The following is a 14,743-nucleotide window of genomic DNA, read 5'->3' as shown; positions in this document are numbered from 1 at the left end:
TATGGTCAAGAAGATATCTGAGCTATACAAAATGCCAGTTTTTTCCACGGAAGGAAAATATTTAGGAGAAGCTGAGGACTTTATAATGGATGATGCAAAGGGTCAGATAGCCGAAATAGTGGTTTCTCAGAAGAAGGAGAAGAGAAGGATACCATATGAACTAGTAAAAGCATGTGCAGATATCTATATAGTTCAAGTATAAGGTTTTATGTATATTCTCTCCAAGTATACTTACATTTTGTACATGTATATATCCTAGTTGGAGGTTCATCAGCGCTTCTCGTCTGCACTACTTGTACATATGCCCCACGATTGCCACATTTGGGACACACGACATCCTCATCTACAGGCAACGCTATGAGCTTTTCCGGATTATCTATTACAATCACATTATCCTCCGGTCTTCTAGCGACATGTCTTGATACCTTCAAATTCCCATTTCCGGCAGAGATAAAACCACAAACCGGACATTCAAAGACAATAGCGTTTTTCTCTTTTTTGGGTCGCATTAAATGACCGCACTTGGGACAGATCATATGAGACTTTGACTAGTGCCCTAATAAGCTTTTTCCCTAAAGAATAAGTTATTAATTTATTCATATAAGTTTAAATAAAAAATATCCTTTTTAAATTCCAGCTAGCTGATAGAGGGATCAAAGTTGAAGGTGCTGAGAACTGTTAAAAAAGCTGTTAAGAGGAAACAGGTAGCTGTTGTAGTTGATGGGCCTAATATGCTCAGAAAGGATCTTAATGTCGATTTAGAAACAGTTAGAAAGATAATAATGGATATAGGAAGACCTGTTATTTCAGCAGTTGTCTTGGACAGAAAGGCCTCAGAAAAGCTAGTGGAAGCGGTAAATAATGCCGGTTTTAAGCCTATAATATCTGCTGGCAAGGTGGAAGTTGACTTCACAATAGCAGCAATGGATGCAATCTACATGGATAAGATAGACAGCCTGATAATAGTCGCAAGAAGTGCCGCATACCTTCCTCTCATACACAAAGCGAAGGAGAAGGGAAAGGAAGTTATTGTAATAGGAACAGAGCCAGGATTTAGCATAGCTTTAAAAAAGGCAGCAGATAAATTTGTTTCACTGAGTGAGTCCGCCGAACTTCCTCCATCCGAGGTGAAGAGTGAGGAAGAAGAGGGCTATGAGGAAGAGTATTATACTGATCTCGAAGAAGATGAAGGATTGGAGGGAGATAGTTCCGAGTAAATACAGGGATGTATACTGAAGAATGGGCCATATTGTCATCATAGCAATAGCTCCGAATAGTCTCTCGAAAGCATCCTTTGATTTCTTCTGAAATTTCTCCAAGAAACTTCCCCAGAACATGATGGATAAAGATATTGCTATATGCAAAGAGAAATCTTGAAGGAGCTTGGGAAGAAGGATCTCAAACGGATAATTCCTTATCAGATAAATTGCCTCATTATACATCAATATTATTGATATAGTAAGTCCGGATAGACCTCCGATAAAGGAGATAAGGCCCAAGCTTCCACCAAAGTACCCTATTGCTGACTGAACTCTCCTTGATATATCAAATGCCTTGTCTAATAGAATTAAACCTATGAGCAAACCGGCACCTGCATAGAAATATCTCTGTATGTTGAGAATATAGAACAATGCCCCTAAAAACAGGATTACTCCTGGTATTCCAAACGCTATAGCCCTGTTCTTTGGATTCTCAAAAAGCTTTTCTAGATACCTCTTAAGCAGGAAGTACATGTCCTCCATCTCCCTGCTCTGTTGAACAAGCACTCTTCTGATGCTTATTGTGTTTGAGAATCTGCTCAATAGGGGTATTACTCTTTCATCATCAGCGCCATCTGAAACAAGTATTATCATGTCTGGACGGAAATCCTTTGTTATCTCGCTCATCTGTCTTATTATCTCCCTGTCTGCCAGAAATTCACTCTTATTGCTACCTGTAACGGTTGCTATTAGTAAACTATCCTCAGAAAGCTCCTTCAACATTTCATCATAGACTTTTACGGCTCCAAAAATAGCATTGGCATCTGCTTCCGAGGGATCCGCCATCGCCAATCTGGAGGCTGCTTCAACATTTCTATCTCTTCCAACTATTGGGCCCTTTATTCCCGTCTTAACCCCTACATCGTCGTCTCTGTCAACGCAGAGCACCAAGACCTTCTCAGGATTGCTCACCATGTGCTCTCATCTGGATATCTCCTGAGACACTTTTAAGTGTTTCTACATATCAAGATTATTCAGGAAAACTCAATGGAATACTGCAGTTAAAAATAAATATGCTATTTAGAGGAGAATATTAAAGAACTTAGCCTTTGGATTCTCCAACTATTCCAGCCTCCATAAGGGCCTTGAGTTCCTCTAAGGAAAGCTTTTCTCCTAGTTTTAGCTTTTCTTTAGCCTCACCTACTATTCTGCTCCTCACCTCTTCCTCCTTTTCTCTTGTTTCGAGTTCTATCTTCCCCACATGTTCCTCTATCTGGCTTCTTATTGCAACAATTTTGTTGAATATCTCGTCCATCTTGCCTTTCATCTCATCTACTTTCCCACTGAGCTCCTTTATTTTAGCTGTAATCGCCTCAACCTCAGGTCTTCTAGCATCAAGTTCCTCTATTATCTTAGAGATAGTCGAGTTTATCTCCTTTATTCTCTGTCTTTTTGCCCTTATCTCCTCAGATGCATCCCTTATGAAGAATCTCCACCTCTCAAGATCAGCCAGAAATTCTATTTGTTTTCTCTTTATTGCCTTTGCTCTATTTATATCCTGAAGAAGAGATTCTAGATGACTTATTCTCATTACTATGTCTCTTTCTGCATCCTTTGAAAGAGGCTGCGTCTCTATTCTCTTCTCAAGTCTCTGAATCCTCTTTCTTATCACTCTTTCCGGTATGCCTATGGAGTTCATTATGGACTCATATTCCTGTCTTATTTTCTCTACCTTCTCCTTGGCTTCCCTGAATTTAGCTAAAGCCTCTTCTTTTTCCTTCTCTAGTTTTTCTATCTCTTCTCTGAGCTTTCTTTTTTCCTCAAGCAGCTTACTCAGCTCATCCCTCTTAGCTCTCAGCTCATCTATGATAGATCTTCTTTGTTCTCTTAACTCCCTCAGCTGGCTTATAAGTGCTCTTCTTTCATCCCTTAACTGGATTAATTGCCTTCTAAGTTCATCTCTTTGGCTTCTCAGCTCCTCTAAGATTCTCTCGGCGTCCTCCATCTGACTTCCTCCTTATTTAATACTAGAATCCGGAGTGAATAATCTATCAAGGCAGTGATCGAGGGAGAGTGTAGAATATAAACCTTTTTCTGTCAGCACTTAATATATTGAAATATATTACTCCAGCCTTCTCTCACCAGGAACATAGTTTCTCACTTTCTGACCATCAAAGTATCCGCTCCCCATGAACACCCACTTGTATTTTACCATCACAGTCCCTTTTTCCATGCTATGATCCCCCAGAGGAATATCCTCGCCTTTCATCCACATTAGTGCTACTTCCTTGCTAAGGTTAACTACATTCTTTCTAGCATATTTCCCCAGTATCTGAGATCCCTCTATACTTAGAGAAAAGCCGAATGGCGTTATTTTTGCTATATAAATTCCTCTTATCGCTCCATTAATCTCTCTAGATTCTGGAGATATCATCCTTATCCTTTTTTCTCCCGAGATTATAAGAAAATCCTTTAAGTGGCTTATATCTCCTCCAAATCTATCCTTAAACCAAGCAATAAATTCATCTATCATACAGGCACCTTTCTAATTAGGGCTACATAGAAACCCTCTGTGTCATTTAGGTGTGGGTATATTCTGTGCGTATATGCCAGTGAATCATCAAGCTTCACACCATTCCATTCAACAAGTCCCTCTCTTGTCCTCATACCAGGGATTTTGGACTTCACTATTTCTGCTCCTTTATCTACCAAACTTTGAACCACAAACTCATTTTCTTCAGGATCAAATGTGCAAGTTGAGTACACCATTAAGCCTCCTGGCTTTAATGCTTTATACGCAGCAATTGCAAGACTCTTCTGAAGCACCGATATTCTCTCCACTAGGTTTTGATTCCACCTTTTAAGAGCTTCCCAAGACCTTCTCACCTGTCCTATAGAGCTACAAGGAGCATCTAGGAGAACCCTATCGAAGATCTCACCATACATCCTGTATATTCGTCTCCCATCAGCCCTGCTTATCACCACATTTATACATCCCATCCTCTGAACATTTGAAGAGAGCGCATTTATCCTAGAGGGACTTACATCGTTCGCCACTATTACTCCTCTCCACTCCATCATCTCAGAGATCTGAGTTGTCTTTGAGCCAGGTGCTGCTGCTAGATCCAGAATAAATTCCCCTGGTTTTGGATCTAACACAACAGGTGGAACCATGGATGCCGCTTCCTGCACATATATAAGGCCTAGCTTGTGGGCAATCGTATTTCCTATTCCCTCTGCTTGAGGCTCTATCCAGAAGCCATAGCTATACCATGGTATCTCCTTGAGATTCCAGCCATCCTCACTCAACAGAGCAATTATGTCCTCTTTTTTCCCCTTCATTTTGTTTATTCTTATGCTTTTCCTTGTTCTTTTTGCAAGAAAGGACAGGAATTCTCCATACTCATTTCCGAGCATTTTTCTGTACTTCTCCTCGAAGGAAGGCTTCAACAATCCGCTCGGGATTTCATTTGATGAAAACATCCAGATCCCTGCTGCACAGCAACCTTCACGGCATGTCTACAAGTTGTTTAGAAAATAGCTCGGAGGAATTTTTAAAGGATTCCCTATCTGACACTCAATGAGGATATATTGGATATTATTTTTCATCATAATAAATGTTACTATAATTCTGGCTCTGCCTCAGACTAAGGCACCTGATTTTTCCGTTAAAACATACGATGGAAAAACCATAAGCACTAATGATCTGAGGGGAAAGGTCATAATATTGGTTTTTTATCAGTACTACTGCCCTCATTGTCGCGTGGAAATTCCAAAGCTAAGCGCAGGTCTATCCGGCTGCGATGGAGATTATATCGTTTTAATGGATGGGCTTGGAGGAGATGTAGAAGAAGATTACAAGTTTTTCTCCTCTTATGCTAATGAAAACTGGTTCTTCATTCCGGAGGATTTCGATCTAGCTAAAAAGTATGATGTGAGCGGAGTGCCAACTATAGTAATAATAGATATTAATGGAAATATATTTAAAATAATTTCTGGTGAAAGCAATGAAAGTTTCTGCGATCTGGTTACCGCTGCTGGTGGGGCGAAAAGTCCTTCTGTAGGCAGAGCTCAGATGCCCATACCTACTTATATATCCCTGAGTGCTGAAATCAGCTATCCAGAGAAAGTAATAGTAAAAGGTAGGTTATACAGCGAAACATTTGGTATCCCCAGCAGAGTTGTTATAATAAGCCTAGCTGAGATGGAAACATGGACGTTAACTAATCCAGAGGGAGAGTTCTCCGCAACTCTAGATATAAGCCAGCTTCCTGACGGAAATTATGTTATTAAAGCTAGATTTCCTGGAGACCAGAATTTTTCAGCTTCAGAAGCAAGCAAGGATATCCAAATATACAGGGAGAAAAATATTTCAGTAAAGTTGTCCAGTCAATTGATCGACCTCGATAGAAACAGCTGTTTCTATGTTGCTTCGGATAAAGATATAGATAATATATCTTTTGTTTATAATTATAATAAATTTAATTTTCACTTGGAAAAAATTAATAAAACTTCTTACAAAATATGCATAACCCCTGTTGAGGAGTTCTTTGGGAATCTATCGACCAAGCTTCAGGTTAAATCAGGAAAAACAGATGAAAATATTACTATATTCCTTTTCAGGAAACCACCAGGGGAGATTCTCAACAAAAGTGCCTGGATAGAGAGAAAGAGAGTGCTGGAGAATATAATAGAGAAGATCAACGGAACGACACCATGTGAAAACTCCTCTGAGGAATGTTTAGCGGCTCTATTAATAGCAAGAAAAGCAAAGGACTTGATAAATAAGATGTACTCTGATGTGTCCTCACTTTTAGATTCAATTCAAGAGGAAAATCTAACAAGAGCACATGCATATTTCATCTCATACTTATCGGAGGCAAGAAGACTGAAAGATGTTGTTGGGAATGCTACCAATGAAACGCTAGAGCTAAATATGAGCCGTTATGTGAATAAAGGAGAATTTATATCTTTTGATATACCTATGCTTTCTAATAGTATTAAAAATTTATCTATTTATATAAAGCAAGAACCACTACCTCAGCTATTGCTTGGAATGTTCGGAAAGCCGGAGAGTGATGTGGTAATACATGCAGGCAATCTCGTTGAAAAGTACAGCCTAGAATGGGATTATGGGTATCATCTCTTCCTTTCCTACGCTGATATCCCAAGCAAGAAATTACATATTGATATAAACTTCAAAAGTTTAGGTTCTGAGAAATGGATATTCATATTTCCAATAGAAATGAAGAAAGCAAGGGTAGATATTACTATAACTGTGAATTATAATAATGTATTATTGATTAATTACATTAAAGTTCTTTTTCCATATCAATGATATAGTGCTCAGAAGGAGCTCTTTCTCTATCTCTCTCAGCCTGAGCATTTTTTCCTCATCTATAGATCTGAGGACAATTCCTGTGATCCCAAGGGACATCATGATCTTAACTGTATCAACATCCGGTATCTCATCCAGCTGAGCTAAGACCAGCCCCCCTTCCAAGGGATCCACTATTTTTCTTATCATATTGAGCAATTCCTTGTATCCCATATCTAATTCTTTAGAAATGACATCTAGATACATCACCATACCAGAAAACCCTCTTTTATAGAGTAGAAGGTCTTTTAGGCTTTCTACCTTAAGCAAACTTCTTTTTCCAGACTCTTTTGACAGGAAGTAAACCCTTTGCGCCAAGTCCTGAGGGATCTCTAGCTCTCCATCTATTATTATAGTATGTCCTAATTTATATATAAAATTCAATATTTTCTGAGCTATCTTACTATCAATTATAAATCCATCCACTATACTTTCAAGACTCTCGGCTTTTACAGGATCGTCCACCCAGAGAAACAACTTCAGTATAGCAGGAGGTGGAATAACTGAAGGCAGCTTTATCTTTTCCTCCTCTTTTTCGGTGTATATCTCCTCCTTCTTTATTCCTATTTCTACCTCCTTTCTTTTCACAGCAAGAAGTATAATTGGCTCCTCTCCAATGGCCCACTGAAGGATAATATTACCTCCCAGGTGCCACTCAACATCTAGACCAAGCGTGGCCAGTTTTATTAGCATATCCTCGCTTATAGAAGAAGATACTGCTTCCTCACTTCTCATCCTCTTGATCACCTTGAATCCTCCCCTCTCGATTATGATTTTCGTGCTTTTCTCAGCTATTTTTCTCTCTTTTATCGAGAGATTTGATCTATTTATGGTAAATAAATCATATCCCTGATCATTAAACCCCTTGGGATAGCCAAAGGAGGATTTTATCAGTATATTTAACTCATCCGTTACAAGCCACCCAGATAAGCCAATCTCTACCGGATCCAGCATTATAACAGAGCTTAAGATTATGTTTAGATCATTTCTAGCCAGATCTATAGCCCTAGGCATGAAGTTCAGTTTCCACATCTCTTTTAATCCTTCCTCCAATCCTTTCAAGCTAACTCCATGCATGAATATATTCCCTTCATTCCATAAAATCGGCAGGAGCTTGTGAGAAGGAGAGGCTATTAATGAGACCCATCCTAGTTCATTGGCTTTCTCCATGTTATAATCTATGCTTTCCAATAAGCTTTTCATTAACTGTTGACTAATAACTCCAGATGTTATCATCTTGGAGATTCTCTCGGATACCTCAGCCCCGCTCCTTCCAGATTTCATCATGGAAAACAGCTCATGTGCAATCCCATTTTCCCTTAAAAAGGAGTCAAGTACCTTATTTGATACTACTATACCTTTTGGTACAGGGTATCCGCCAGATTCCAGCTCACCCATCCATACAGCAACTGGTCCTAGATCAGGAGTCTCTTTTCCAGCCGATCTCAGGTTTTTTATGAGCTCGTGTTCCTCCATGAACTCACCTTTTATTATAATAAATTTTTAAGTGGAGCAGAACTCTTCTACGGGGTTTACAACTACACACAACAATCCCTAAAATCTCTGAGGAAATCCTTTATGTGAGCTGCTTCACGACCGAAGTCGGGAGCTTCCAGCGTTCAGGGAGGCTTTGCGCCTATCCCCTCATCTGCTGGTTCGGGGGGCTCACAACTCCCCCATCCCGCAGATCTCATTAACCTGCGGGCTAAGGACATATCCTCGCTGACCCGGAACATCCGAGCCATGGATTTCAGGGGAGGTTTGTATTTAAACTTTGCCCATCCATCCCAGAGCTAAAGCTCTGGGTTTTCTGGGCTCCCATTTCATAATTTTTGTGACTGAAATCCTCATGGAATAATCAGCTCTATGGGATCGCCTACTTCTAGACCTGTTATTTCTGCAGCGCTTCTCATCTTAGAGGATATCTCCAAAAGCCCCGAGCTTCCCTCAACTAGAAAAACTTCATCCTCGGCCTCAGCATAGGAACTCATGGTCTTCACAGGAATCTCAACATTCTTTATCCTCATAATCATATTATTAATATTTAGATTTGGTATGTTTGTTACTATGTTCCCGAATCTGTCTATATGCAGGATCTTGCCGTATACAGTTCTTCCAGCTTTTCTCCAATCAAATAAATCTATTTTGATAAAGTTATCTATTCTAACCCCTATTTCCTCTACAGGAACTCCTCTTGATATATGAGCAGCGACAGGCGCAAATATATCCCTTCCATCGAATGTCCCCGACCTGTGTAAAGTGTACTTTCCCTCCACTATCTTGAACACCTCTAGTTTATCTGACAACTTTTTTGCTGCGGGAAAAAGAAGTCCATTATCAGGTCCAACTAGGAAACTTCTTCCAGCTCGGATAACTATGGGATTCCTCCCTGTTCCAACTCCAGGATCCACAACACCCACATGCACAGACCCATCGGGAAACCAAGAAACTGCTTGCCATAAAATAAAAGCTCCCTCCAGTATGGAGAAGGGCCTCACCTCATGAGTTATATCCACTATATCTGCCGCTGGATTTATGGATTTTATCACACCTTTCATAGCTGAGACATAGTAATCCTTCGTACCGAAATCTGTTAGGAGAGTTATTATCATTTCTCATCACACCAAGTGAATTGTAGTTAGATCCTTGTAAATAGGTCCAGAAGGAGTTAATGTGCTGCTCTTAACCTTCACATCTGATACCTCCATGGAACCTATTTCTATGTCTGAGAGGGATCTCAGAAGAGAGGATATGCCATCCTTTGATGGTTTTTTAACTCTCGCTATTGTAAGATGCGGTACTGGCTCTCTTTTCTCCCTAGGAAAACCTATTCTCGCAAGATAAGTTTCCAGTGTTGTCATTATTTTAATTAAGCTTTCCATTCCCTCTCCAAGCCCAATCCATATCACCTCAGGCCTCGTAACAGAGGGAAAAGCGCCTACTCCCCGCAGCACTATCTTAAATGGACTTGCACCAGACAATGCCTCTTTAACAGTATGAAATACTCTTTCCATTCTGCTTTCATCAACATCGCCGAGAAATTTAAGGGTTATGTGAAGATTTTCTGGCTCAACTAGCTTTAGCACATAGTCTGTTGATTTCTCCAATCTAGACTGGATATCAACTACTTTTCCTCTCAGAGAGTCATCCAAATCCACTGCTATAAATGTTCTTATTCCCATATAATACCACCTAAGGAGCACCCTTTAGCGGTATCATGCAGAGAAACTCAGACTCCTCAATAGCTAGATAGGAATGGGGAATGTTTGGAGGTACGTATATAGCGTATCCCTCTGATACCTCTGCTTTCTCCTCTCCAGCTGTCACAATTATCCTCCCCTTCACCACATAGATTTCATGCTCCCAGTCGTGAAAATGCTCCTTTATCACAGATCCCTTCTTCATGTGGAAATATCTCATTGCAAAATTTGGCACATTCTCCGGCTTGCTGAAGATCCATCTCACAGTTACTCCCTCGGCATCCACAACAGGCTGGGGCTCTACATCAGAGACTTTTCTCACTATCAGATTTCCTCACCCCATTAAGGTAGTTATATTCAAAGATAAAACTTTTACCTTCAGTTTTTAATAAGTGCTAAACCTAATTCTAAGGCTAAGGAGAACTTAAGGAGACTATTTCGTAGAGTTATTACGACATCGTGGCCCTGAGTATTGCAATAAGTTTATTAAAAGGGCAACTATTGAAAGCAGAAAGTGATGAGGTAATCGCATGCGAACACCAAGAAAGTTATTCTCAGGGATTTTAAGAGATATAATGGAGGAGAAGAGCTCTTGGAATGTAATTGGGATAGCTGGAATGGATATAGAGGCAGAAAGAGATTTTTACCACAGGAATCTGTTGATAAAGCTGTGTGTTAGATGCTCTCTTTCCTATGACAAGGAGCTAAGATATTTCACCTATGCACTGAAACCCATTGTTGGCATTGAAGGCGCAGATGGTTGGGTTGTAGTTGACTCTCCTGGATCCCTCACTAGATTGTATGGACAAAATTTCCTGAAGGGAATGGATGAAAATCCTGCCTTGTTTTTAGACGAGTCCAGTGTGGCTTTACCCATATTGGAGAGATTTTATGAGGGTTATGATGGATCTTACATCGGAGATTTCTCTGATAGAAGAGAGGGAGGATCCTTCGTAAAGAGGATAGCACCATTCGAGCAGGAAAAGATCGAGGAATTGCAACAAATAATTTTAAGAACTGCAATTAGCCTTATATCAGATCAAAATGTAGGAATAAAGGGAGAAATTCCCCTTATTTTCGGCATATGGCCGGCTGAAAAATTTGCAAAGGAGTTTAATATTGGAGTAGAGGATCTAATGTACATTGAGGAGCGTATGCAGGAGTCTGTTGATGGAAGCAAGGTTGTAACAAGACTAAGTGGATTTGCAGGTATTGTGAGAATCTCCTTCCTGTTTAAGAAGCTATCAGAGGTGGGAAGCCTAGCAAACAAGCTGGAGCTTCATGCACTCGGCACTTTCTTCATGAAAGGAGATACAGGACCGTTTGTTGCAGAGCTTCTGAATTTTCTTGCAAAAAAGAAGGTTAATCGGCTGTTGATAGATGATGCAAAAGCTGTAAAAGAGCTTGTTCATGATGAAATGAATGAAATAGTGAAGGAATTGGTCAGAAGACGCAGAAAAGAGGTCAGCAGACCTGAGATACTGGGATCCAGCGGGACCTCCGTGGCTAGGGAGATAAGCGGAGCGAAAAGCATTTAAAATTAGAATTTAACGAAGTTAGAGACTTATCTCCTTTTTGTTCGCTAATCTGGCAAATAATACAGTTTATCTTGCATGCATTCCTCAGAATTCTAAAAAGAACTCTAATCCGAGGTCTGATCAATGGGGGATTTTTCAGAGGCTAAAGAGACATTTTGGACAAATTTGGCTGATTTTGGCCAGCTTTGACGCAGAGATTAATCCCTTGACTTGCCAGCATAAAATTTTTATTTGAACCTATTGTCCATTTCATGTACTCTCAAAGGAGGTGACTTGTACTATGGTCAGAGCCTTCGAGTTTCACGTGATAGGGGAAATTCACAATGCCGATAGAGCTCTAATGGATGACATGGGGTTCCTACAGGAGGCCATAGTCTCGTCCGTAGTCAGAGCCGGACTCACTATATTCGATGTCTATGTGCACAGACAGGTGGATGGACTGCTGGGAATAGGAGTTATAGGAGAATCTCACGTTGCTGTGAGGACATGGATAAGCAAGGGCCTCGTGACAGTGGAGGTCTCGTCCTGTAAGGATCCGGAGAGCACATGGGAGGTATATTTCAACTTGGTAAGATTCTTTAAGGGAAAAACAGGATACTCACTAGAAATCAGGACTGGAATGGGTCTTTTAGGAGCGATTTTCGAGGAAGTAGGCGTCAGACCTACTGGCGCTATATCTTATCTTGCCAAATCCAGCTGATCGTGCAATACCTATGCCCGATAGCTCACCAAGTCTGAGAAGCGTCTGTGTCCAAGCTGCCATCATAATATGATCCTCCCTGCTCCATTCTGGATGATCTGCTATTCTGTAGTTAACCCATCCGACAAACCCCACGAGATAGCGGTTTCCCTGCAGTTGTATGGGCCTGCTGGTGCACAGTTCATATCCTGTTTCTATTAGACTTAGGCTAGCCCAAGTTCCTATAGTTCTTGGATCCGGGCATTTTGTTTCAGCTCTTCTATTCCATATCGATGCAAGGGATGATATTATGGTCCTCACATTGGGATACAGGTAACAAAGCTGTGGTTCTGATCTTTTCAAGCACGTTGGAGTCATAAAAACCAACCTAAATGATTTAGATGGTTCCTTTATAATAAAGGAATCATAATTTAACTCTGTCCAGCTCACATCACCTAAAAGGAAGCTTATATCTCCTATCCTGATGGCAGGTTTTTTAAGAAGCCAAGATCTCACCAAATTAAACACTTCCTCATCGAAGATAACTATCTTTGACTGAAAACGCTCTCCATTTGACACATGCATACCTTGGTACTTACACCAAGATCTCCATCCATCCTTTGGCATAAAGGGGTATACTGATATTTCGTTCAGTTCAGCCGATCTTGCTACGATTGGATCCGAGGACATTATAGCTTTTCTTATGCTATCTATTATATAAGGACCGGAAAATGGTATTTCTCCCTCCCCTCTACTTGAAAATGATAGATCTATCAGGTATATTTTTCCTTCCATGGTGGATCTTCCCTTGATATTTCCATTGACAAACTAATAACCTCTCCGTTCATCATAGATTTTAAAGCGTGTATCGACACAGGAAATAGATGAGTGAAAATATTGTGAGATACCATTATGTGGCTCTTCTAGGCCTACCAGGATCAGGAAAAGATGCTGCTGCCGATATAATATCAAAAGAACTTGGATTTTATCAGATAAGGATGAGCGAAGTTCTTTCTAGCTATCTAAGCGAACTAGGTGTGACTCCAACTAGAGAAAGTTTAAGAGAATATGGTATTAGGCTTAGAAAGGAGAAAGGTCCTCATATAGTGGCTGAGCTAACTTATCACAGAATAATAAAGGAAAAAGCACCAGGATTCGTCATAAATGGCATAAGAAACATAGAGGAGGTGGATTTCTTCAGAGAGAAGTTTGGAAGTGATTTTGTCTCAATAGCAATATACTCTCCAAGAAAGCTGAGATATTTAAGACTAGTCCAAAGAAACAGATCTGGATTTGATAGAAGGGATTACAGCTCTTTTCTCAGGGATGATAGAATTGAAGTGGAGCTCTTTGGTCTAGGAAACGCAATAGCTTTGGCTGATGAGCTTGTGGTGAATGATGGCTCTATAGAGGATCTCAAGAAATCCCTTCTGAAGATACTCCTTATTTGATTAAGAGACGCTTCTCCACCTGAGTTTTAGATTTTCAGCTTTTTTCCTGGCCAGTTTTACTTCCTCCCAGCTTACAGGCCTGTTCACCTCATATTTGTCTGCAATATATTCCGGCCTGTATTGCTCCATCACATTTACAAGCACTTTCGGTGTGTTCTCCGCTATCCATTCAAGTATAGGATAAGTACAACATTCTAAGTGTCCTGGAAGGACTAGATGCCTTATCAAAATCTCCCCCTCTCTTCTATATATCTCACTCAGATTTCTGGTGATTACCTCCCTGTAATTTCTCACCTTGCTCAGTCTAAGAGCATGATCGTCATCCCAATACTTAAAATCTGGCAACCATACATCCACAAGTCCTATTAAAAGCTTCAAGGATTCCTCAGATAAATACATGTTTGAGTTCCACACTATGGGAACATTCCTTGTCACAAACCTTAGAGAGCCTATTATCCAAGGAATGTTTGGAGTTGGCTCCCCTCCAACAAGGTTTATATTCCTAGCTCCTTTCTCCCTTAGCTTATCCATCAGTAGAGCGAGCTCCCTTTCACTTACCTCCTCCCCTCTACTCGGAAACTGAGAAATATCCCAATTCTGGCAGTAAACGCATTTAAAATTGCACCCGGAGAAGAATATAGTGCCCGAGGGCGTTATAGGAGGTTCCTCGCCCATATGTATGAAAGCAGTTGCAACTCTAGGCTTTTCAACACCACAAGTGCCTATTTCTCCTTTTATCCTGTTAACACCACACTTCCTCTCACATAGCTTGCATTTGCTTGCTAGCTCAAGTGAAAGCCTATATTTCAGATCTAGCAATGAGAACTTAGGCTTTTCCTCAGGGAAATATCCCTCTTTTGCGATTTTTAAAGCTTCATTTACTGCTCTATCATGCTCTCTCCATCCATCCTCTCCCTTGAGATCTTCTACTTCAAGGCTTCTAGACACAATGAACATGGCAGGCCTCTTTCCTCTCGAAACATCTATGTATCTTGACAATACCTCCTTTATTTCTGGATCATCAAAAGCCTGAAGAGCATCTGGCCTGAGGAACCAGGCCATTTAAATTCACCTGAAGATGGGGACCGCCCGGGTTGGCACCGCACCCAAGTGCGGCGTCTCATGTGCCTTGGGCGGGGATCAATATGGGATCCCCTTTATCCCCCCGAATGGGGGCGGTTGCCCCTTCCTTTCAGCACAGAAGGGGAGCGACTCCAAGGCCCTGGGCGGTCCCAATATAATTATGGGATGATCGAGTATATAAGCTTCACCATTTAGCTCCTGATAACCACACAGGAG

Annotated in this window: 16 protein-coding genes and 1 pseudogene; 6 read left to right on the top strand and 11 right to left on the bottom strand. The window is 40.7% G+C overall.

What is annotated here, in order from left to right; all coding sequences use genetic code 11:
- The first annotated feature begins 1 nt into the window (after window position 1).
- Window positions 2-202, top strand: coding sequence for a PRC-barrel domain-containing protein (locus tag D6D85_RS01975; RefSeq protein WP_125670404.1), 201 nt, complete (start codon window positions 2-4; stop codon window positions 200-202).
- 4 nt (window positions 203-206) lie between these two features.
- Here the strand turns inward: D6D85_RS01975 and D6D85_RS01970 are convergent, their stop codons facing one another.
- Window positions 207-536 carry a transcription factor S gene (locus tag D6D85_RS01970; protein ID WP_125670403.1) on the bottom strand — a complete coding sequence of 110 codons (330 nt, stop codon included), beginning with the start codon at window positions 534-536 and terminating at the stop codon, window positions 207-209.
- A gap of 129 nt (window positions 537-665) precedes the next feature.
- Here D6D85_RS01970 and D6D85_RS01965 point away from each other — a divergent pair, with 129 nt between their 5' ends.
- Window positions 666-1,217 carry an NYN domain-containing protein gene (locus D6D85_RS01965; protein WP_237558713.1) on the top strand — a complete coding sequence of 184 codons (552 nt, stop codon included), beginning with the start codon at window positions 666-668 and terminating at the stop codon, window positions 1,215-1,217.
- Between the two features lie 6 nt (window positions 1,218-1,223).
- Here D6D85_RS01965 and D6D85_RS16760 read toward each other — a convergent pair.
- The 4 genes and pseudogenes from D6D85_RS16760 to D6D85_RS01945 form a co-directional block, all read right to left on the bottom strand.
- Window positions 1,224-2,174 (bottom strand): annotated as a pseudogene (locus tag D6D85_RS16760) (DUF373 family protein); the annotation flags it as partial.
- Window positions 2,175-2,301: 127 nt separating this feature from the next.
- Entirely contained in the window at window positions 2,302-3,204 is a 903-nt protein-coding gene (locus D6D85_RS01955) for a coiled-coil protein (RefSeq protein WP_125670400.1), read from the bottom strand.
- A gap of 117 nt (window positions 3,205-3,321) precedes the next feature.
- Window positions 3,322-3,732 carry a methyltransferase RsmF C-terminal domain-like protein gene (locus tag D6D85_RS01950; protein ID WP_125670399.1) on the bottom strand — a complete coding sequence of 137 codons (411 nt, stop codon included), beginning with the start codon at window positions 3,730-3,732 and terminating at the stop codon, window positions 3,322-3,324.
- On the bottom strand, window positions 3,729-4,682 hold the full coding sequence (locus D6D85_RS01945) for an NOL1/NOP2/sun family putative RNA methylase (protein ID WP_125670398.1): 954 nt from the start codon (window positions 4,680-4,682) through the stop codon (window positions 3,729-3,731). The genes D6D85_RS01950 and D6D85_RS01945 overlap by 4 nt, the downstream gene beginning before the upstream one ends.
- A 97-nt stretch (window positions 4,683-4,779) precedes the next feature.
- Between D6D85_RS01945 and D6D85_RS01940 the strand changes: the two genes are divergently transcribed.
- Entirely contained in the window at window positions 4,780-6,537 is a 1,758-nt protein-coding gene (locus D6D85_RS01940) for a redoxin domain-containing protein (protein WP_125670397.1), read from the top strand.
- On the opposite strand, the gene D6D85_RS01935 is transcribed toward D6D85_RS01940, so the two are convergent.
- The 4 genes from D6D85_RS01935 to D6D85_RS01920 form a co-directional block, all read right to left on the bottom strand.
- A complete protein-coding gene (locus tag D6D85_RS01935) occupies window positions 6,496-8,052 on the bottom strand; it encodes a PEP/pyruvate-binding domain-containing protein (protein ID WP_125670396.1) in 1,557 nt (518 codons plus the stop codon). The two genes, D6D85_RS01940 and D6D85_RS01935, sit on opposite strands and share 42 nt — an antisense overlap.
- A gap of 371 nt (window positions 8,053-8,423) precedes the next feature.
- A complete protein-coding gene (locus D6D85_RS01930; RefSeq protein ID WP_125670395.1) occupies window positions 8,424-9,188 on the bottom strand; it encodes an SAM hydrolase/SAM-dependent halogenase family protein in 765 nt (254 codons plus the stop codon).
- A gap of 6 nt (window positions 9,189-9,194) precedes the next feature.
- Window positions 9,195-9,758, bottom strand: coding sequence for an RNA 2',3'-cyclic phosphodiesterase (thpR, locus tag D6D85_RS01925; RefSeq protein ID WP_125670394.1), 564 nt, complete (start codon window positions 9,756-9,758; stop codon window positions 9,195-9,197).
- A 10-nt stretch (window positions 9,759-9,768) separates the two neighbouring features.
- Window positions 9,769-10,098 carry a cupin domain-containing protein gene (locus tag D6D85_RS01920; RefSeq protein WP_237558711.1) on the bottom strand — a complete coding sequence of 110 codons (330 nt, stop codon included), beginning with the start codon at window positions 10,096-10,098 and terminating at the stop codon, window positions 9,769-9,771.
- A 208-nt stretch (window positions 10,099-10,306) separates the two neighbouring features.
- Between D6D85_RS01920 and D6D85_RS01915 the strand changes: the two genes are divergently transcribed.
- Complete coding sequence (locus tag D6D85_RS01915; RefSeq protein ID WP_125670393.1) at window positions 10,307-11,314, top strand: hypothetical protein; 1,008 nt, start codon at window positions 10,307-10,309, stop codon at window positions 11,312-11,314.
- Window positions 11,315-11,594: 280 nt separating this feature from the next.
- Window positions 11,595-12,014, top strand: coding sequence for an S-adenosylmethionine decarboxylase (speD, locus tag D6D85_RS01910; RefSeq protein ID WP_125670392.1), 420 nt, complete (start codon window positions 11,595-11,597; stop codon window positions 12,012-12,014).
- Here speD and cas6 read toward each other — a convergent pair.
- Window positions 11,943-12,788 (bottom strand): CRISPR-associated endoribonuclease Cas6, encoded by an 846-nt coding sequence (cas6, locus tag D6D85_RS01905; protein ID WP_125670391.1) that lies wholly within the window; start codon window positions 12,786-12,788, stop codon window positions 11,943-11,945. The genes speD and cas6 overlap by 72 nt on opposite strands.
- Before the next feature lie 89 nt (window positions 12,789-12,877).
- Here cas6 and D6D85_RS01900 point away from each other — a divergent pair, with 89 nt between their 5' ends.
- The gene (locus D6D85_RS01900) at window positions 12,878-13,444 is read left to right on the top strand and encodes an AAA family ATPase (protein ID WP_125670390.1); all 567 of its coding nucleotides are present in this window, start codon (window positions 12,878-12,880) and stop codon (window positions 13,442-13,444) included.
- Here D6D85_RS01900 and D6D85_RS01895 read toward each other — a convergent pair whose 3' ends face one another.
- On the bottom strand, window positions 13,445-14,506 hold the full coding sequence (locus D6D85_RS01895) for a radical SAM protein (RefSeq protein ID WP_125670389.1): 1,062 nt from the start codon (window positions 14,504-14,506) through the stop codon (window positions 13,445-13,447).
- Between the last annotated feature and the right edge of the window lie 237 nt (window positions 14,507-14,743).

The sequence above is a fragment of the Candidatus Methanodesulfokora washburnensis genome, assembly GCF_003947435.1.
Classification (GTDB): domain Archaea; phylum Korarchaeota; class Korarchaeia; order Korarchaeales; family Korarchaeaceae; genus Methanodesulfokora; species Methanodesulfokora washburnensis.
The sequence above is the reverse complement of the archived record's forward strand: the minus strand, read 5'-3'. Positions and strand labels throughout refer to the sequence as shown.

What these genes read in the sequence shown, in the direction of transcription:
- D6D85_RS01975 (WP_125670404.1), top strand. Translation starts at nt 2, where the DNA reads ATGGTCAAGAAGATATCTGAGCTATACAAAATGCCAGTTTTTTCCACG.
- D6D85_RS01970 (WP_125670403.1), bottom strand. Translation starts at nt 536, where the DNA reads ATGATCTGTCCCAAGTGCGGTCATTTAATGCGACCCAAAAAAGAGAAA.
- D6D85_RS01955 (WP_125670400.1), bottom strand. Translation starts at nt 3,204, where the DNA reads ATGGAGGACGCCGAGAGAATCTTAGAGGAGCTGAGAAGCCAAAGAGAT.
- D6D85_RS01950 (WP_125670399.1), bottom strand. Translation starts at nt 3,732, where the DNA reads ATGATAGATGAATTTATTGCTTGGTTTAAGGATAGATTTGGAGGAGAT.
- D6D85_RS01945 (WP_125670398.1), bottom strand. Translation starts at nt 4,682, where the DNA reads ATGTTTTCATCAAATGAAATCCCGAGCGGATTGTTGAAGCCTTCCTTC.
- D6D85_RS01940 (WP_125670397.1), top strand. Translation starts at nt 4,780, where the DNA reads ATGAGGATATATTGGATATTATTTTTCATCATAATAAATGTTACTATA.
- D6D85_RS01935 (WP_125670396.1), bottom strand. Translation starts at nt 8,052, where the DNA reads ATGGAGGAACACGAGCTCATAAAAAACCTGAGATCGGCTGGAAAAGAG.
- D6D85_RS01930 (WP_125670395.1), bottom strand. Translation starts at nt 9,188, where the DNA reads ATGATAATAACTCTCCTAACAGATTTCGGTACGAAGGATTACTATGTC.
- thpR (WP_125670394.1), bottom strand. Translation starts at nt 9,758, where the DNA reads ATGGGAATAAGAACATTTATAGCAGTGGATTTGGATGACTCTCTGAGA.
- D6D85_RS01915 (WP_125670393.1), top strand. Translation starts at nt 10,307, where the DNA reads ATGCGAACACCAAGAAAGTTATTCTCAGGGATTTTAAGAGATATAATG.
- speD (WP_125670392.1), top strand. Translation starts at nt 11,595, where the DNA reads ATGGTCAGAGCCTTCGAGTTTCACGTGATAGGGGAAATTCACAATGCC.
- cas6 (WP_125670391.1), bottom strand. Translation starts at nt 12,788, where the DNA reads ATGGAAGGAAAAATATACCTGATAGATCTATCATTTTCAAGTAGAGGG.
- D6D85_RS01900 (WP_125670390.1), top strand. Translation starts at nt 12,878, where the DNA reads ATGAGTGAAAATATTGTGAGATACCATTATGTGGCTCTTCTAGGCCTA.
- D6D85_RS01895 (WP_125670389.1), bottom strand. Translation starts at nt 14,506, where the DNA reads ATGGCCTGGTTCCTCAGGCCAGATGCTCTTCAGGCTTTTGATGATCCA.